Source organism: Paractinoplanes pyxinae, assembly GCF_026626335.1.
In the GTDB taxonomy this organism is placed as follows: domain Bacteria; phylum Actinomycetota; class Actinomycetes; order Mycobacteriales; family Micromonosporaceae; genus Actinoplanes; species Actinoplanes pyxinae.
This window is the reverse complement of sequence record NZ_JAPNTZ010000003.1, coordinates 112,634-129,621: the sequence shown is the minus strand read 5'-3', so window position 1 is coordinate 129,621 and position 16,988 is coordinate 112,634. Positions and strand designations below refer to the sequence as shown.

Here is a 16,988-nt window from a genome sequence, read left to right as displayed (position 1 = left end):
ATGGGCGTACGGGAAGATCTGCTGGCCGCCGCGCGGGCTGAGCTCGACGAGAACGGGCACGCCGGGATCAGCCTGCGGGCCGTCGCCCGCCGGGCCGGGGTCTCGCACGCGGCGCCCAAGCACCACTTCGCCGACCGGGCGGCTCTGTTGACGGCGATCGCCGCCGACGGCTTCGCCTCGCTGGCCGCGGCTCTCGACCAGGTGCCGGATCCGACACTGGCCGCGCTGGGACGGGCGTACATCGATTTCGGGCTCACCCACCCGGCCCTGTTCGACCTGATGTTCCGGCCGAGCGAACTGCACACCGACGACCCCGAGCTGCACGCCGCCACCGAGACCTCGCTCCGGCGCCTCAAGACGGCCACCGACGACGAATCCCTCACGATGATCAGCTGGGCGCTCGTGCACGGCCTGGTCATCCTCACCCGCGACGGCGCCCTGGGCGGCCTGACCGAGGCCGCCGACCCCGCCGCCACCGCCCGCCGACTGGCCGAGATCTTCGCCGAAAGGATCCAATCATGACCAGCACCGCCCTGCAGCGCGCCGGCACCGCCGACCGCGAGCGCACCGGCCGCCACCTCGGTGTCGCCCTCAGCCTCGGCTACCTGACGCTTGACGAGTACGAGGACCGCCTCGCCCGAGCGATGGCGGCGAACACATACGACGCCCTCCACCGCCTGACCGCCGACCTGCCGATCGACCAGCTACGCCGGCACGACCCGCAGGCCCGGGCCCGCCGCGCCCACGCCGCCCGGCTCGGCGTCCGCATCCACCTGGCCGCCTACCTGGCCATGGCTGTGCTGGTCACCGGCATCTGGCTGACGATCGCGCTGGCCGCGGGCGCCTGGTACCCGTGGCTGATCTGGCCCATCCTGGGCGGCGGCCTCGGCGTCCTGGGCCACGCCGTGCCGGTGGCGCTGCACCGGCGGGCTCAGGCCGCCTGATCCCGCCGGGCGACCCCGCCGAACTCGTCGACCTCGACGCTGCTCTCGTCGACGGTGCCCGGACGCCAACGGGCGCACGACACCACGCCCGGCGGCAGCAGGGTCCAGCCGGCGAAGAAGCGTTCGATCTGGGCGGGCGAGCGCAACGTGATCGGCGGCTTGCCGAACTTGTTCCAGTGGGCCACGCTCTCGTCGCTGGCCGCGCCGTGGACGGCGTTGGTGGCGTGGTTGATGACCAGGTAGCTGCCGGGTGCGAGAGCCGCCTTCGGCTGCTCGACTATTGCGTACGCGGAATCGGTGCCCGCCACGTGATGCAACACGCCCATCAGGATCAGGCCGACCGGCTGGCTCAGGTCGAGTGTGCGAGCCGCCTCGCGCAGAATCGTCGCCGGATCCTCGAGCTCGGCCTCGACGTAGTCGGTGGCGCCCTCGGGAGCGCTGGTGAGCAGGGCCCGGGCGTGCACCAGCACGAGCGGATCGTTGTCGACGTACGTGATGCGCGACGACGGCGCCACCCGCTGGGCCACCTCGTGCGTGTTGTCGGCGGTGGGCAGGCCGGTGCCGATGTCGAGGAACTGACGGATGCCCAGATCGCCGGCCAGATGGGTGACGGCGCGACCGAGGAACGCGCGGTCGGCCCGGGCCTGTTCGACGATGCTGGGCAGCATCTGCCGGACCCGTTCCCCCACCTCACGATCGACGGCGAAGTTGTCCTTGCCGCCGAGCCAGTAGTTCCAGACCCGCGCCGAGTGCGGAACGCTCGTATCGAGCGACGTCGCTTCCGTCATGCCGACAAGATAGTCCTATGAGGATCGCCCGGTAAGCCCGTGGAGAGCATCACCAAGAATCGGCAACCGCTCGCAACCGTGCAGGCAATGGTGGCCCGCGCCTACGGGCCCGGCGAAGTGTCAAGCGACGTGCGCGAGCTGGGCGAAGGCTGGTTCTTCATGGAGTTCGTCGACGCCGGCCATCTCGGCGCCTTCGACGCGGCCCTGGGCGCCACCAACCGGCAGCTCAACGAGATCCGCGGGGACTGGTTCGGCGCGTTGGGCGGGCCGGGCGAAGCGACCTGGCGGGCGTATTTCACCGGCCGGCTCGCGGCGACGCTGGGCGACGGCGAGCGGCGGGGCATCGACCTCGGCTTGCGCTATGAGGTCGTACGGGAAATGACCGCGACCCACCTGCCCGCGCTCGACGAAGTGGTCACGCCGCGCTTCGTCGAGCTTCTGACGATGATCATCGAGACGGACTACCGCGGCTATCCCACGACTGCGCAGTACGACCTGGTCCGCGAGCAACTGGGCCGGCACCTGTTCCATTGATTTTCGTCAAAGTTGTTGTCCGGGTGCGCTCCGGCGGTCTACTAAGTACCACTCATGAATGGGAGCGCTCCCAGATGAAACGCCTCAAGACTGTTCTCGCCGTCCTCGGCCTCGTCGTCGCGGGGGTGGTCGTGACCAGCCCCTCGGCCAGCGCCGCTGCGGTGGCCGCCTTCCCCGGCGCGGCCGGCCCGGCCATGTATGCCACCGGCGGGCGGGGCGGCGACGTCTACCACGTCACCAACCTGACCGACAACGCGAGCAACCCCCAGGCCGGCTCGCTGCGGTACGGGATCACCAACGCCCCCAGCAGCGGCCGGACCATCGTGTTCGACGTGGCCGGCACCATCAAGCTCTCGCCGGCCGGGCGGCAGGGCTGGCTGTCGATCGGCAAGAGCAACCTGACCATCGCCGGGCAGACCGCGCCCCGGCCCGGCATCACGATCATGGGTCAGGCGACCAAGGTGACCGGCGACAACATCGTCCTGCGGCACCTGAAGTTCCGGCCCGGCAAGGACCAGGCCAACCCCGAGACGGCCACCAACGACGGCCTCTGGCTCACCGGCGACAACATCATCGTCGACCACGTCTCGGTCAGCTGGGCCGACGACGAGGGCATCAGCGCCAGCGACGGGGCCGGGCAGATCACCGTGCAGTACGCGATCGTCGCCGAGGGGCTGAACTACGCGGGTCACGCGTACGGCTCGCTCATCGGCAGCGACGTCAACGGCTCGAACATCGCCTATCACCACAACCTGTACGCCCACAACACGAGCCGCCTGCCCCGGCTGGGCAACGAGACGGGCGCCGTGAACTACGTCGAGTGGAGCAACAACGTCGTCTTCGAGGGCAAGGGGTACAGCGGCGAGAACCAGCTCGTCAACGCCAACTTCGTGGGCAACACGTACCTGCGGCACAACTCGAGCAATCCGGCCGTCTACACGGGAGCGACCGGAACCACGCTCTACCAGTCGGGCAACAAGGCCGACTACGACGGCGACTCCAACCTGACCAACGGCACGGACGCCGGCTGGGACAAGTTCACGGCGTCGGTGCAGCGCTCGAGCCGCTTCGCCGTGCCCAACATGACCACCGAGGCGGCCTACACGGCGCTGCCCAAGGTGCTCGACAAGGCCGGCGCGTTCTGGTGGGCCCGCGACGCGGTCGACACCCGGATCGTCAGCGAGACCCGGACCACGAGCGGGACGCTGATCAGCAACTACAACACCTCGCAGTGGAACGCGCTGTGGAACGCCTCGGCGGTCAACGCGCCGACCGGCTGGGACACCGACCGCGACGGCATGCCCAACGCCTGGGAGACCGCGAACGGCCTCAACCCGAACGCCGACGACCACAACGCCGACGCGGACGGCGACGGCTACCGCAATCTCGAAGAGTATTTGGAGTACGCGGCACAGGGCGGCCAAACGACGCCGACCACACCCCCGGCGACCACCACGCCGCCGACGACCACCACGCCGGTCACCGGCGCTTGCTCGGCCGTTTACCGCACCACCAACACGTGGGGCGGCGGGTTCCAGGGCGAGGTGACGGTGACGGCCGGCGGCGCGCCCATCACCGGCTGGTCGGCCCGGTGGACGCTCGGCAGCGGTCAGACCATCAGCCAGGTGTGGAACGGCAAGCTCACCACGAGCGGAACCGCCGTGACCGTGGCCAACGAGTTCTACAACGGCGCGCTGGCCGCCTCGGCCTCGACCACGTTCGGCTTCACCGCCACGGGCACGGCCACCACACCCACCCTGACCTGTACCGCCCCGTGACGCCCGGGCCCCGAGCCTCAGGGAGGAGGACACCCATGAACCGCAGACGTGTCGCCGCGGCCGTCGCCATCGCTTCCGTCTCTGCTCTCGCGTCCGTCGCCGTTGCTACCACTGCCCGGGCGGCTGCGGGGTGCCAAGTTGACTACCGCGTCAGCTCGCAGTGGGCCGGTGGCTTCACGGCCGCCCTCACGATCCGCAACTTGGGCGACCCGATCAACGGCTGGCGGCTCGGCTGGACTTTCCCGGCCGGGCAGAGCATCACGCAGTCCTGGGGCTTCACCGCGAACCCGGCGTCGGGCGCGGTAGTGGCCACCAGTGCCGACTACACCGCCGCCATCGGGACCGGCTCGTCGGTGGAGGTCGGCTTCAACGGCACCTGGGCCGGGAGCAATCCGGTGCCGACGGCCTTCACCCTCAACGGCACGGCGTGCACCGGCTCCACCGCACCCCCGACGACCACCAGGCCACCCGGCACGACACCGCCCGCCACCACGCCACCGGCAACCACCACGCCGGCGACCACCCCGCCGGCCACGCCGCCCGTGACCACTCCGCCGGCGGGCGCGCCGACCGTGGCCAAGGACGGGAGCGGGCAGTACACGACCGTGCAGGCGGCTCTCGACGCGGTGCCGGCGAACAACACGACTCGGCGTGTCATCACGGTCAAGGCCGGCACGTACCGCGAGATCGTCACCGTCACCAAGCCGTACGTCACCCTGCAGGGTCTCGGCTCGGCGGCGGGACAGACGGTGATCGTCAACAACCACAGCAACGCGGGCGGCTACGGCACCTCGAACAGCGCCACCGTCTTCGTCAAGGCCCGGGACTTCATCGCCACCAACCTGACCATGTCGAACGATTACGGCGAGGGCAGCCAGGCGGTGGCCGTGAACGTCAACGGCGACCGGGCGACGTTCAACAACGTCCGGTTCCTCGGCAACCAGGACACGCTGCTGGTCAACAACTATCGCCACTACTTCGTCAACTCGTACGTCGAGGGGACCGTCGACTTCATCTTCGGCGGCGCCTCGGCCGTCTTCCACAACTCGACGATCTACGAGAAGCGGTCGACCGGCGGCCCGATCACCGCGGCCAACACGGACGCCTCACTGACGTACGGGATCTTGTTCTACAAGTCGACGATCACCGGCGCCGCGAACAACGTCACGCAACTGGGCCGCCCGTGGGGCCCGGCCGCGCAGGTCTTGTTCCGCGAGTGCACCTTGAGCGCAACGATCAGAAACGCGCAGCCATGGACAGACATGTCCGAGAACTCCTGGAAGAACGCGCGCTTCTTCGAGTACAGGAACACAGGTTCGGGCGCCGGAACGAACGGCAATCGTCCGCAGATGAGCGATGCGACGGCCGCCAACCACACCCCGCAGAAGTATCTGTCCGGAACCGACGGCTGGAACCCGGTGCTCTGATGAAAACGACAACATCGCGCAGTAAAACGACACCATCGCGCAAGTTGGCGGCCGTTGTGGTCACCGCCGTCGCCGCCGCCGCATCGGTCGGCCTGGCTGTCGACGCGCAGGCGGCGGCCGGCTGCCAAGTCGACTACCGCGTCAGCTCCCAGTGGGCCGGCGGCTTCACGGCCGCCCTGACCATCCGCAACCTCGGCGACCCGATCAACGGCTGGCGACTGGGCTGGACGTTCCCGGCCGGCCAGACCATCACCCAGTCCTGGGGCTTCACCGCCAACCCGGGCGCGGGCGCCGTCATCGCCACGAACGCCGACTACACCGCCGCCATCCCGACCGGCTCATCGGTGGAGGCCGGCTTCAACGGCACCTGGACCGGCACCAACCCAGTACCGACGGCGTTCACCCTTAACGGAACGGCCTGCACCGGCACCACCGCACCCCCGACCCCCACGCCACCGGCAACGACTCCACCCGCGACCACACCGCCAACCACCACGCCGCCCGCGACGACACCGCCCGCCACCACGCCGCCCGCGACCACGCCTCCGGCTACCACCCCGCCGCCGAGTGGCCCGGTCAAAGCGTTTCCGTCCGCTGTCGGTTTTGGAGCCGCAGCCACCGGGGGCCGGGGCGGCACGGTCTATCACGTGACCAACCTGAACGACTCCGGCGCGGGCTCGTTCCGCGACGCCGTCGGCACAACCAACCGGATAGTTGTTTTCGACGTCGGGGGCTACATCCGGCTGTCGTCCACCGTGCTGGTCAAGAGCAACATCACCATTGCCGGTCAGACCGCGCCGGGCGGCGGGATCGGCGTACGCGGTGGGGAAGTTTCTTTCAACAGCGCCAAGAACGTGATCGTCCGCAACTTCCGGTTCCGGATGGGCACCGAGGACGCGGATCAGAAGAACAACGGCGTCAACTGGCTGGACGCGAGCAACCTGATCTTCGATCACGTGTCGATCGAGTTCGGGGCGTGGAACAACATCGACGCCGTACGCGCCTCGAACATCACTATGCAGTATTCGATCGACGCCAACCCGATCGGCCAGCAGTTCGGCGCGCACACCGAGACCGGCCCCTACACCTGGTGGCGCAACCTGTGGGCCAACTCGCACAACCGCAATCCGCTGGCCAAGGCGAACACCCAGTTCGTCAACAACGTGGTCTACAACTACCAGGCCGGATACACGGCGGGGAACTCCAGCGGCCACTTCCTGCACGACGTGATCGGCAACTATTTCATCACCGGCCCGCGCACGACCAGCGCCTCGAATTACTACTACCAAACCGGCAACCAGCAGATCTACAACCGCGACAACTGGGTCGACAGCAACAAGGACGGTCAGCTGAACGGTTCCGCGGCCGTGGTCCGGGGCGGTGCGACCGAGCTGTCGGCGCCCTTCTCGACGAATCCACCGGCTCTGACTGCGGCGGCTGCCTATGCCGATGTCGTCGCGAAGGCCGGCGCCGTTCCACGCGACGATGTGGACAAGCTCGTCGTCGCCGATGTGACCTCGCTCGGCACCAAGGGCGCCTTGTGGTCGAGCCAGACAGCCACCGGCCTCACGAACAACGGTTACGGCGCGCTGTCCGGAGGCACGGCCCGGCCCGATACCGACCGGGACGGCATGCCCGACGCCTGGGAGACCAAGTACGGGCTTAACCCGAACGCCAACGATGCCGGCGGCGATTTCGACAAGACCGGCTACACGAACGTCGAGAAGTACGTCAACGGCCTGCTCGACGCTCAGTATCCCTGAGCTCCACGAACGCCGAAGCGACGAGGGCCACCGACCGGTCCTCGTCGCGGGTCAGCCGTCGCAGCACCTCCAGCACGGCGGACCCCGGAATCTCGACCAGCGCCTGGGTCACCCGGATCCGCACCGCCGTGTCCGCGGTCGCGCTCAGCTCAGCCTCCAGCGCACCGACGATCCGTTCGCCCCACCCCGACGAAGCATCCGGCGCACCGACGATCCGTTCGTCTCGCCCCGGCAAAGCGTCCGTCGCGCCGCCGATCTCGTCGTCCACATGCGGAGAAGCGGCCAGCACGCCCAGCATTTCGGCCGCCTCGACGTCGTTGACCCCGGACACCACCATGTCGACCAGCACCGGCACGGCCGCCGTCACGCCTTGCCGACCCAAAGCCAGAGCGGCGGTCCGGCGTACGACCGGGTCCGAGTCCCCCAGCGCGTCGGACAGCACCGCGATAACCCCGGCCGGCGACGAGCCGGGCGCCGAAGACGCGGGCGGCCGAGAGCCAGGCGGCGCCGAGCCGGCCGCTGAAGACGCACGCGACGAGAATCCGGCCGTCAAAGGGCCGGCCGCCGAAGAAGCAGGGGGTGAGAGTCCAGCCGGCGAAGTATCAGCCGCCGAGGACACAGGCGGCCAAGAACCGGCCGACGCCGACCCACCCGCCGCGGCCGAGCCGGCTAGCGAAGCGATCGCCAGCACCGCCCGCCGCCGGATGGCCACATCATCCGAGCGCAGCCCCGCCACCAGACTGTCCAACCCGTCGCCGCCGGCTCGCGCGAGCGCCCACCGCAGCGCGCCCGCCACGTTCGGGTCGTTCTCGGACAGCACCGCCCCCGCCAGCAGCTCCACCGGGACCGGCACGTCGTCGTCGGCCGGTGCCAGCACGGCCTGCTGGCGCCGCGCCGCGTCCGGGGAGTCGAGCCCGTGCATCAGCTCAACGATGCGCAGCACGTCCGGCCACCCCGAGGGCGCCGTGGCGTCCACCGCCCGCAGCCGTTGCAGCAGCTCTTGTTCCCGCTCGAGCCGTTCCTCGGTCCACCGGATGAGGTCGCTCACCAGGGCGGCCGGCGTGAACCCGGGATCTTCCAGGGCGGACGCGATCTGCTTCAGCGACAACCCGAGCGAGCGCAGGCTCTCCACGTGGAAGATCCGCCGGATGTCGTCGGCCGAGTATTCGCGGTAGTTGCCGACGGTACGACCGGTCGGGCGCACCAGCCCGAGCCGGTCGTAGTGCCGCAGCATCCGGGTGCTGACCCCGGACCGCCGGGCCACCTCGCCGATCAGCACTTGTCGGGCCCCAGAGCCATCACCCGGGTGGCCTCGGCGATGGCGGCGTCGAACCCGGCCTCCGGGTCCAGCAGCAGCGCCCGGGTGGCGCGAGCGTGCGCCGCCACGGCGGGGTCGTCGCTGTCCAGCCCAGCTTGCAGTGCCTGCTCGGAGCCCAGGGCGACGAGCGCCCGGCTCAGGCTCAGCTTCACGTTCCGGTCGCCGCGACCGAGTTGCGCCGCCAGTTCCACCGCCAGCCCCTCCCGCTCGCCGTCGGGGGCGAGCGCCACCGCGGCCCGCCACGCCGTCCGCGCGACCTCGTCGTCGGCGTCCCGCAGCAGCGACCGCGTGATCGCCGGCCACGCCCGCTCGTCCCCGAGCTTCGACAGCGTATGCAACGCCTGGCTGCGCGCCTGGGCGATCGGCGACCCGAGCTCGGCTACCAGCCGCGGAACCGTCAGGGAGGCCGGCAGCCGGGTCAGGGCCCAGGTGAGCATGTCCCGCACGAAGAAGTCGGGCTCGACCGCGCACCGGGCCACCAGCGCCTCGAGCAGATCCGGGTCGGCCCGCGTCCCGGCGGCCAGCGCCGCTTGCAGCCGGATCGAGGACTCGCCCGCATTCAAAGCGTTCAGAACCATGACCCCAGTGAAGACCTTGTCACAGTGTCAAGGTCAAGCCTCGCGGCCGTGACCCGCATGGATCGGGTGGTCGGTGTGGTCCAGGTGGCCGGAATGGCTGGGTTGGCCGCCGGGGCAGTGCACGCGCGGGTTCCACATGGTGAAGGTGCCGGCCGGGTTGTGCTTCCACACCCACACGTGCAGCGAATAGAACGGCGGCAGCCCGTAGCGGTTCGGGCTGTCGGTGAAGTCGAAGCGGTGACCGTAGAGCGCGGGTGGCTGGTGATGTCCGGCGTCCCAGGCCTGCTTGATCACCACATACTCGACCGCGACCAGCCGCAGTTTGCCGGCCCGATCCGGTTCGTAGACCATCGCCTCGGGCGTCCGGGCCTTGATCTTGCCGTCGCCGACCAGGTCGCCGTTGACGTAGTGGACGCCCATCGCCCCCATGCCCGGCATGTCGATGCACGCGATGCCGTCCTGGTCGAGGAACCGGCCGTAGCCCGCCTTCTCGGCCACGGCGACCCGCTTGTACTTCGCGCTGTCGTGCTTGAGCCGGTCGAGGTCCGAACGGCACCAGGAGGCGTACGCCGGGGTGGCTGCCCCGACGAGCAGCACCAGCCCGGCCAGCGGGGCCCACAATCTGCGCAGCATGGTCGATCCTTTCGTTCCGGGCCGGCGCATCCGGCCTGGTCAGAACGCTAGGAGCGACCGCCGCCGGGCGAATCGGCAGCGATGCCCAGGTTGCCCCGGCGCGTTACCCAGTTTTCGCCGGGTCGGATGGCCTACAGCACGGTCGACGCCGCCCCGGGCGGCTGCCACGGTGGGCCGGTGGGTGACGAACTGGTCGAGCGCTCGCACCAGCTGGCCGCCCTGGGCGACGCGCTGGCCGCCACCCGGGGCGAGCGGCACGGCGTCCTCGTCCTGGTCGGCGGCGAGGCGGGCAGCGGCAAGACGGCGTTGCTGCGGCGCTTCTGCTCCGCGGAAGAGACGACGCTGTGGGGATCGTGCGATCCGTTGTTCACGCCGCGTCCGCTGGGCCCGTTCCTCGACATCGCCCGTGCGACCGGCGGCGAGCTGCACGAGCTGGTGACCGCGGGCGCCAAGGCGTACCAGGTGGCGGCGGCCGTGATCCGCGCGGCCGAGGCTCGTCCGGGCGGCGTCCTGGTCGTCGAGGATCTGCACTGGGCCGACGAGGCCACCGTCGACGTGCTGAGCCTGCTCGGCCGCCGCATCGACACCATTCCGGCCCTGGTCGTCGCGACCTACCGCGACGACGGGCTCGACCGGTTCCATCCAGCGCGGCGCCTGCTGGGCGATCTGGCCGGCCTTTCCCGCGTACGTCGTATCGAGGTGCCGCCGCTGTCGGCCGGCGCGGTCGCGGTGCTCGCGGCGCCGCACGGCATCGACCCCGACGACCTGCACCGCGCCACCGGCGGCAACCCGTTCTTCGTCACCGAGGTGCTGGCCGCACCGGGCGATGCCATTCCCGCGACCGTACGCGACGCCGTGCTGGCCCGCGCCGGCCGGCTGACCGGCGACGCGGCCACCGTCCTGGAGGCGGTGTCGATCGCGCTGCCCCGGGCCGAGCTGCCGTTGCTCGACGCGCTCGTGCCCGGCGCGGCGAACCCGCTGGAGCAATGTCTCGGCTCGGGCATGCTGGTCGAGGCCCCGGGCGGCGTGGTGTTCCGGCACGAGCTGGCCCGCCGCGCCGTCGAGCAGTCCTTGTCGCCCCACCGGCGGACCGAGCTGCATCGCCGGGCGCTGACCGCACTTACGGGCACCGCCGACCCGGCCCGGCTGGCCCACCACGCCGAGGCGGCCGGCGACACCGAGGCGGTGCTGCGGTTCGCTCCGGCCGCGGCCCGGCAGGCGGCCTCGACCGGGGCCCACCGCGAGGCGGCCGCCCACTACGAGCTGGCCCTGCGGTTCGCCGGCCCGCTGCCCGCCGAGGACCGGGCCGAGATGCTCGAAAGCCGGTCGCAGGAGTGCTACCTGACCGACCAGATGGACGAGGCCATCCACGCCCTCGAGCAGGCGGTCGCACTGTGGCGGGCGTCCGGCAACTCGGTGCGCCAAGGCTCGGCGCTGACGCAGCTGTCCCGCGCGCTGTGGTGCCTGGGCCGCACCGCGGAGGCCGACCGGACCAGCGACGACGCGCTGCGGCTGCTGGAGGACGGGCCGCCGGGACCCGAATGGGCTCAGGCCTGCAGCGTGGTCTCGGCGACCCGCCTGAACGAGGAGCGCTACGACGAGACCATGGCCTGGGCCGAGCGGGCGCTGGCGCACGGGGACACCGCGGTGACCGTGCACAGCCTCAACAACATCGGCACGATGCAGCTGCTCACCGGCCGGCCCGAGGGCTGGACGAGCCTGTCGCGCAGCCTCGCGCTGGCCACCGACCACGGCCTGGACGACCACGTGGGACGGGCGTACATCCACCTCGGCTGGGCCGCCACCCGCACCCGCGCCTACGACTTCGAACCGTGGCTCGACCGTGGCATCAAGGTGTGCCAGGAGCTGGGACTGGAGGCGTGGGAGTACTACGTGGTGGTCTACCGGGCCCGGCTGCACCTCGATCTGGGCCGCACCGAGGCCGCGGTCGAGGACGCCGAGCACGTGCTGCGATCCGCGCGCTCGGTTCCTCTGCTGCGGCTGCTGGCGCTCAGCGTTCTGGGGCTGGCCCGGGCCCGCCGGGGCGATCGGGATCGGTGGGCCGCACTCGACGAGGCGCTCGCCCTGACCACCGGGCAGACCGAACTGCAGTTCCTGGCGCCGGTCGCCACGGCTCGGGCCGAGGCGGCCTGGCTGGACGGCCGGGCGGCCGAGGTCGACGAGATCACGAGCGACGTCCTCGGCCTCGCGGTGGAGCGGAACGCGGCGTGGGTGGCCGGCGAGCTGGCCTGGCTGCGGCGCTTGGCCGGGCTCCCGCCGGTGGTTGTCGCGGCCGTCGACCCGTACGCGACGCAATTGGCCGGCGAAGGCCGAGCCGCCGCCGCCCGGTGGAAGAAGCTGGGCTGCCCCTACGACGCCGCCCTGGCTCTGGCCGATTTCCGCGACGAGGCCGATCTGCGTACCGCGCTCGCCGAGTTCCACCGCCTCGGCGCCCGCCCGGCCGCCGCCGCGATCGCCCGCCGCCTGCGCGAACACGGCGTGCGGGACGTGCCGCGCGGCCCCCGGGCCGAGACGGAACGCCACCCGGCCCGGCTGACCCGGCGCGAGGCCGAGGTGCTGACCCACCTGGGGCAGGGCGAGTCGAACGCCGTCATCGCGACCCGGCTCTACCTCTCCGAGAAGACCGTGCACCACCACGTCACGGCCATCCTGCGCAAGCTCGGCGTGGCCAGCCGTGGCCAGGCCACCAGCGAGGCTATCCGGCGCGGCCTGCTCAGTCCGTGAGGTGGGCGCCGATCTCGGACTCGCTGACCCGGGTCGGCTCGAGCACGCGGTGCAGGAAGGCGCGGGTGCGCTCCTCGCGCGGCTTCCCGAACACCTCGGCCGGCGGGCCCTGCTCGACGATCAGGCCGCCGTCCATGAACACGACGCGCGAGGCCACCTCGCGGGCGAAGGCCATCTCGTGCGTGACCACCAGCATCGTCATGCCGTCGGCGACCAGGCCCCGCATGACCGCCAGCACCTCGCCCACCAGTTCCGGGTCGAGCGCGCTGGTCGGCTCGTCGAACAGCATCAGCTGCGGATCCATGGCCAGGGCGCGGGCGATGGCGACCCGCTGCTGCTGACCGCCGGAGAGCTGCGCCGGATAGGAAGCTGCCTTGTCGGCCAGGCCCACGCGGTCGAGGTTCACGCCGGCGATGCGGTCGGCCTCGGCCCGGCTGCGCCGGAGCACCCGGCGCTGGGCGATGGTCACGTTCTCGCGGACGGTCAGGTGCCCGAACAGGTTGAACTGCTGGAAGACCATGCCGATACCCCGGCGTACGGCGTCGATGTCGCAGTCCGGGTCGGTGACCTCGACGCCGGCCACCCGGATCGACCCGCGGGTCGGCTCCTCGAGGAAGTTCACGCAGCGCAGCAGGGTCGACTTGCCGGAACCGGACGGGCCGATGACGCACACCACCTCGCCCGTCTCCACGGTCAGGTCGATGCCGCGCAGCACCTCCAGCGACCCGAACGACTTGTGCAGGCCGCCGATCTCGATCGCCGCCATGCCCGTCACCTCTCCCTCGCGGCCCGGCGCTCCAGCCCCCGCACCAGCTGCGACAGGGGCAGGGTGATCACCAGGTAGAGCAGTCCGGCCACGACCAGCGGGGTCGGGTTGACCCGCGAGTTGAGCGTGTCGCCGGCGAACTTGGTGAGCTCGATCGTCGACGACGTCACGCCGAGCACGTACACCAGGGAAGTGTCCTTGGTGAGCAGGATGATCTCGTTGGTCAGCGGGGGGATGACGATGCGGAACGCCTGGGGCAGCACGATCGAGACCATCGCCCGGGGATGCGACATGCCCAGCGTACGGGCCGCTTCCAATTGGCCCTTGGGAACGGCCTGGATGCCGGCGCGGATCGTCTCGGCCATGTACGCGGCGGCGGTCAGGCCCAGGCCGACGGTGACCGAGCCGTACACGCCGCCCGGGATCTCACGGTCGGGGAAGGCCAGCGGCACGCCGTAGCCGATCATGAACAGCACCAGCAGCGCGGGCAGGCCCCGGAACAATTCGATGTACGCGGTGGCGAACCAGCGGTAGGGCAGGATCGTCGACAGCCGCATCAGGGCCAGAATCAGCCCCAGCGTCAGGCCGAACACGAACGCCAGCAACGTGTAAATGATCGTGTTCCGCAGCGCGATGGTGATCGCCTCGGGGAACATGCTGCCGGCCACGTCGGACCGGAAGAACGCGTCGGACAGCCGGCCCCAGTCGGCGGCCGCGAGCACGGCCACGATGACCAGCACAAAGATCACATAGCCGGCGACGCGGAAGACGCGGCGCCGCCGGCGCGGGCTGAGCTTCATGAAGCGGGCTTCTCGCCGATCCACTGCGCATAGATCTTGTCGTACGTGCCGTCGGTGCGCGCCGCCGAGATCGCGTCGTTGACCGCCTTCAGCAGCTCGGCGTTGCCCTTCTTGACGGCGAACCCGTACTGCTCGCCGGTGTCGAACCCGGCCGTCACGACGGCCTTGCCCGGGTTGGCCTTGATGTAGTCGTTCCAGACCGGGAGGTCGCCGACCGCGGCCGCCACCTGGTTGGTCGCCAGGGCCTGCTGCAGCGCGGCCAGGTCTTTGTAGGCGACCACCTCGAGGTCGAGGCTCTTCTCCTTGACCTGCGCCTTGATGTAGTCGTCGCCGGTGGTGCCGCCCTGCACGCCGATGCGCTGGCCCTTGAGCTCCTCGAGGGTCTTGACCTCTTTGCCGGGCAGCGTGTTGAGCGCCTGGGTGGCGTCGAAGTAGGGATCGGAGAAGTCGAGCACCTTCTTGCGCTCGTCGGTGATGGTCATGCCGGCCGCGGCCACGTCACACTTGCCCGAGTTGAGGTCGGCGCCCGACTTGATGCCCTCGAACGGCGTGTCCACGATCGCCTGCGTGACCTTGAGCTTGGCCGCCACCAGGTCGATCAGCGCGACGTCGAAGCCGACCACCTTGCCGCTGTCGTCCTTCGACTGGAACGGCGCGTACGGCAGGTGGGTGCAGGTCGTCAGGGTCCCCGCCTTGACCAGCGCCACCCCACCCTCGGCGGTTCCCCCGGTGTCCTCTTTGGCACACCCCGCGACAGCGCCCAGCGCCAGAGTCGCGACGGCGGCCAGACGAGCCAGTCCCCATGCGTTCATCGCCCAAGATTAATCCACGCACACCTATGGGGCGACTTCCGCGCCGCGGTCGTCGAGTTTGTGGGAGCGCCAGTAGACGTCCCACTCGTCGTCCACGTGCTTGGGCTCCTTGCCGTCGGGATAGCGGACGAAACCGGTCGGGGGCTGGTCGCCGTCGGCTACGCAGGCTCGGCCGGTGGTGCTGTCGACGGCGGCTACCGGGTACTCGCCTGAGCGGCAGATCGCCTCGCGGATCGTGCAGCCGGCGGTCAGCCCGCCGGCGGCGACCGTGAGGGCGAGCAGGAGTGGTGTGCGGCGGCGCTGGCTCATATCCGAATTGTTGCTGATGCGGGCCGGGCCCGCGCGATCTCTGACTTTCGGCCGATGCGGGCGCGCTCAAGCATGTCGATGGATGGATATTTCTCACGGATTCGTGCCAACGAGCTTCGATCTCACAGCCTCTTCACAGGAGTCTCCTTTGGATGGTCCGGCAACGGCCGCCCACCCGGCGGCCGCCCGACCGGAAGGACCCCATGACCGATCCGCTGAAGAAGCGCCGCCGGCGTTCGCGCCTGATGACGTACGGCGCCGTGGCCGCCGCGCTGGCGCTCACCGCGGCCGGCGTGGGGGTGGCGCAGGCCGCCGCCACCCCGCCCCCGCTGTCGTTCGTCGCCGCCACCGGGCAGGTGACCGCCGAGCGCTACGACTACGACGGCGAGATCTACCTGTCGTTCGACCTCGGCCTGCACGTGATCGCGGGCAAGGACCCGCTGGAGATCTGGGCCAAGCGCACCGGCTACGACAAGCCGATCACGGCCGAGCGGGTCGTGGTGCAGAACGGCAAGAAGAAGAAGGTCGCGCTGCCGGCCGGCCTGGTTCCCGACTTCAACGGGCTCAAGGACTTCACCACCATCTCGATCGCCGACGCGGCGGGCCAGGTGGTCAAGGAGTACAAGACGCCGTTCTGCGGCAACTCGTGGTCGTCGGCGCGCACCCGGCCCGACGCCCCGGCTGCCAACCCGTACCCGCAGAGCTGCGGCGGCTACAACCCGTTCACCCTGGGCGCGGTGTGGGGTGTGCAGGCCGGCTGGGACGCCCAGGTCGTCGACCAGCCGCCGTACGAGGATGACCAGCCCTTCGACCTGCCGGTCGGCCAGTACACGGCCACGGCGACGGTCAACCCGGTCTACAAGCAGCTGTTCGGCATCCCGGCCGAGCAGGGCACGGCCAAGGTCGGCGTGACAGTGGTCGACGGCGACACCGACCGGGCCGGCCTGGCCCGGATCAAGGCGGCCGACGCCGGTCCGGTCGAAGCAGCGGCCGACGAGCATTCGGTCCACACCGCCGAGGGTGACGCCAAGCGCCAGGTGTCCGCGTACGTTCCGGAGCTGCGCGCCCCGGCCAAGCGGCCCACCCCGCTCAAGGCCGCCCCGACCGGCGGACCGCGCCCCGACCTGCGCTCGCTGCCGGCCTGGGAGATCGCGCTGGAGCAGGAAGACAACAAGTGGTACGTGAACTTCGGCGCCACCGTGTGGAACGCCGGCACGTCCCCGCTGCTGGTCGACGGGTTCCGCCGCACCGGCACCGAGCTGATGGACGCGTACCAGTACTTCTTCGACGCCAAGGGCAACCAGGTCGGCAGCCGCCCGGCCGGCACGATGGAGTGGGACCCGCGGGAGGGTCACCTGCACTGGCACTTCACCGACTTCGCGCAGTACAACCTGCTCGACTCGACCCAGAAGCTGGCCGTGCGCAGCGGCAAGGAGGCCTTCTGCCTGGCCAACACGGACGCGGTCGACTTCACCATCCCGAACGCGAAGTGGCGGCCGGAGAACACCGACCTGTCGACGTCGTGCGGCGCCAACACCGTGATCGCGGTGCGTGAGGTGCTGGACATCGGCAACGGCGACACCTACAGCCAGTACCGGCCGGGCCAGTCGTTCGAGGTGACCGACCTGCCCAACGGCACCTACTACATCCAGGTGCTGGCCAACCCCGAGAAGAAGCTGGCCGAGCTGGACACCACCAACAACTCGGCGCTGCGCCAGATCGTCCTGGGCGGCACCCCGGAGGCGCGCACGCTGACCGTGCCCCCGGTCAACGGCATCAAGGGCTGACGTGAC

15 protein-coding genes and 2 pseudogenes are annotated in these 16,988 nt (G+C 70.5%); 8 read left to right on the top strand and 9 right to left on the bottom strand.

Going from position 1 to position 16,988, the window contains the following annotated elements; all coding sequences use genetic code 11:
• Together OWR29_RS08695 and OWR29_RS08690 are read left to right on the top strand one after the other, a co-directional pair.
• On the top strand, positions 1–522 hold the full coding sequence (locus OWR29_RS08695) for a TetR/AcrR family transcriptional regulator (RefSeq protein ID WP_267562047.1): 522 nt from the start codon (positions 1–3) through the stop codon (positions 520–522).
• Positions 519–944, top strand: coding sequence for a DUF1707 SHOCT-like domain-containing protein (locus OWR29_RS08690; protein WP_267562046.1), 426 nt, complete (start codon positions 519–521; stop codon positions 942–944). The genes OWR29_RS08695 and OWR29_RS08690 overlap by 4 nt, the downstream gene beginning before the upstream one ends.
• Here OWR29_RS08690 and OWR29_RS08685 read toward each other — a convergent pair.
• Positions 932–1,732: an SAM-dependent methyltransferase gene (locus tag OWR29_RS08685; protein ID WP_267562045.1), complete on the bottom strand. Its 801-nt coding sequence runs from the start codon at positions 1,730–1,732 to the stop codon at positions 932–934. The genes OWR29_RS08690 and OWR29_RS08685 overlap by 13 nt on opposite strands.
• A 39-nt stretch (positions 1,733–1,771) precedes the next feature.
• Between OWR29_RS08685 and OWR29_RS08680 the strand changes: the two genes are divergently transcribed.
• From OWR29_RS08680 to OWR29_RS08665, 4 genes are all read left to right on the top strand, one after another.
• The gene (locus OWR29_RS08680; RefSeq protein ID WP_267562044.1) at positions 1,772–2,266 is read left to right on the top strand and encodes a hypothetical protein; all 495 of its coding nucleotides are present in this window, start codon (positions 1,772–1,774) and stop codon (positions 2,264–2,266) included.
• A gap of 74 nt (positions 2,267–2,340) precedes the next feature.
• On the top strand, positions 2,341–4,044 hold the full coding sequence (locus OWR29_RS08675) for a cellulose binding domain-containing protein (protein WP_267562043.1): 1,704 nt from the start codon (positions 2,341–2,343) through the stop codon (positions 4,042–4,044).
• A 35-nt stretch (positions 4,045–4,079) separates the two neighbouring features.
• Complete coding sequence (locus tag OWR29_RS08670) at positions 4,080–5,471, top strand: pectinesterase family protein (RefSeq protein ID WP_267562042.1); 1,392 nt, start codon at positions 4,080–4,082, stop codon at positions 5,469–5,471.
• A 44-nt stretch (positions 5,472–5,515) separates the two neighbouring features.
• Positions 5,516–7,234, top strand: coding sequence for a cellulose-binding domain-containing protein (locus OWR29_RS08665; RefSeq protein WP_267562041.1), 1,719 nt, complete (start codon positions 5,516–5,518; stop codon positions 7,232–7,234).
• A 271-nt stretch (positions 7,235–7,505) separates the two neighbouring features.
• Here the strand turns inward: OWR29_RS08665 and OWR29_RS48260 are convergent.
• The 4 genes and pseudogenes from OWR29_RS48260 to OWR29_RS08650 all read right to left on the bottom strand — a co-directional run.
• A pseudogene (locus OWR29_RS48260) lies at positions 7,506–7,679 on the bottom strand (HEAT repeat domain-containing protein); the annotation flags it as partial.
• Between the two features lie 210 nt (positions 7,680–7,889).
• Positions 7,890–8,513 (bottom strand): annotated as a pseudogene (locus tag OWR29_RS08660) (MerR family transcriptional regulator); the annotation flags it as partial.
• Positions 8,507–9,130 (bottom strand): HEAT repeat domain-containing protein, encoded by a 624-nt coding sequence (locus OWR29_RS08655; protein WP_267562040.1) that lies wholly within the window; start codon positions 9,128–9,130, stop codon positions 8,507–8,509. The pseudogene OWR29_RS08660 and the gene OWR29_RS08655, both read right to left, overlap by 7 nt.
• 33 nt (positions 9,131–9,163) lie before the next feature.
• Positions 9,164–9,763: a hypothetical protein gene (locus tag OWR29_RS08650; protein ID WP_267562038.1), complete on the bottom strand. Its 600-nt coding sequence runs from the start codon at positions 9,761–9,763 to the stop codon at positions 9,164–9,166.
• A gap of 177 nt (positions 9,764–9,940) precedes the next feature.
• Between OWR29_RS08650 and OWR29_RS08645 the strand changes: the two genes are divergently transcribed.
• Positions 9,941–12,508, top strand: coding sequence for an ATP-binding protein (locus OWR29_RS08645; RefSeq protein WP_267562037.1), 2,568 nt, complete (start codon positions 9,941–9,943; stop codon positions 12,506–12,508).
• On the opposite strand, the gene OWR29_RS08640 is transcribed toward OWR29_RS08645, so the two are convergent.
• From OWR29_RS08640 to OWR29_RS08625, 4 genes are read right to left on the bottom strand one after another with little or no spacing between them, the layout of a single operon-like run.
• Complete coding sequence (locus tag OWR29_RS08640; protein ID WP_267562036.1) at positions 12,498–13,274, bottom strand: amino acid ABC transporter ATP-binding protein; 777 nt, start codon at positions 13,272–13,274, stop codon at positions 12,498–12,500. The genes OWR29_RS08645 and OWR29_RS08640 overlap by 11 nt on opposite strands.
• Positions 13,275–13,279: 5 nt before the next feature.
• Positions 13,280–14,074, bottom strand: coding sequence for an amino acid ABC transporter permease (locus OWR29_RS08635; protein ID WP_267562035.1), 795 nt, complete (start codon positions 14,072–14,074; stop codon positions 13,280–13,282).
• Positions 14,071–14,886 carry a transporter substrate-binding domain-containing protein gene (locus OWR29_RS08630; RefSeq protein ID WP_267562034.1) on the bottom strand — a complete coding sequence of 272 codons (816 nt, stop codon included), beginning with the start codon at positions 14,884–14,886 and terminating at the stop codon, positions 14,071–14,073. Before OWR29_RS08630 ends, OWR29_RS08635 begins: the two co-directional genes overlap by 4 nt.
• A gap of 24 nt (positions 14,887–14,910) precedes the next feature.
• On the bottom strand, positions 14,911–15,195 hold the full coding sequence (locus OWR29_RS08625) for an SCO0607 family lipoprotein (RefSeq protein ID WP_267562033.1): 285 nt from the start codon (positions 15,193–15,195) through the stop codon (positions 14,911–14,913).
• Between the two features lie 203 nt (positions 15,196–15,398).
• Between OWR29_RS08625 and OWR29_RS08620 the strand changes: the two genes are divergently transcribed.
• A complete protein-coding gene (locus OWR29_RS08620; protein WP_267562032.1) occupies positions 15,399–16,982 on the top strand; it encodes a lysyl oxidase family protein in 1,584 nt (527 codons plus the stop codon).
• Positions 16,983–16,988: the final 6 nt, after the last annotated feature.

Excerpts from the sequence above, each read along its gene's own strand:
- OWR29_RS08695 (WP_267562047.1), top strand. The coding sequence starts at position 1 with ATGGGCGTACGGGAAGATCTGCTGGCCGCCGCGCGGGCTGAGCTCGAC.
- OWR29_RS08690 (WP_267562046.1), top strand. The coding sequence starts at position 519 with ATGACCAGCACCGCCCTGCAGCGCGCCGGCACCGCCGACCGCGAGCGC.
- OWR29_RS08685 (WP_267562045.1), bottom strand. The coding sequence starts at position 1,732 with ATGACGGAAGCGACGTCGCTCGATACGAGCGTTCCGCACTCGGCGCGG.
- OWR29_RS08675 (WP_267562043.1), top strand. The coding sequence starts at position 2,341 with ATGAAACGCCTCAAGACTGTTCTCGCCGTCCTCGGCCTCGTCGTCGCG.
- OWR29_RS08670 (WP_267562042.1), top strand. The coding sequence starts at position 4,080 with ATGAACCGCAGACGTGTCGCCGCGGCCGTCGCCATCGCTTCCGTCTCT.
- OWR29_RS08655 (WP_267562040.1), bottom strand. The coding sequence starts at position 9,130 with ATGGTTCTGAACGCTTTGAATGCGGGCGAGTCCTCGATCCGGCTGCAA.
- OWR29_RS08650 (WP_267562038.1), bottom strand. The coding sequence starts at position 9,763 with ATGCTGCGCAGATTGTGGGCCCCGCTGGCCGGGCTGGTGCTGCTCGTC.
- OWR29_RS08640 (WP_267562036.1), bottom strand. The coding sequence starts at position 13,274 with ATGGCGGCGATCGAGATCGGCGGCCTGCACAAGTCGTTCGGGTCGCTG.
- OWR29_RS08635 (WP_267562035.1), bottom strand. The coding sequence starts at position 14,074 with ATGAAGCTCAGCCCGCGCCGGCGGCGCCGCGTCTTCCGCGTCGCCGGC.
- OWR29_RS08630 (WP_267562034.1), bottom strand. The coding sequence starts at position 14,886 with ATGAACGCATGGGGACTGGCTCGTCTGGCCGCCGTCGCGACTCTGGCG.
- OWR29_RS08625 (WP_267562033.1), bottom strand. The coding sequence starts at position 15,195 with ATGAGCCAGCGCCGCCGCACACCACTCCTGCTCGCCCTCACGGTCGCC.
- OWR29_RS08620 (WP_267562032.1), top strand. The coding sequence starts at position 15,399 with ATGACCGATCCGCTGAAGAAGCGCCGCCGGCGTTCGCGCCTGATGACG.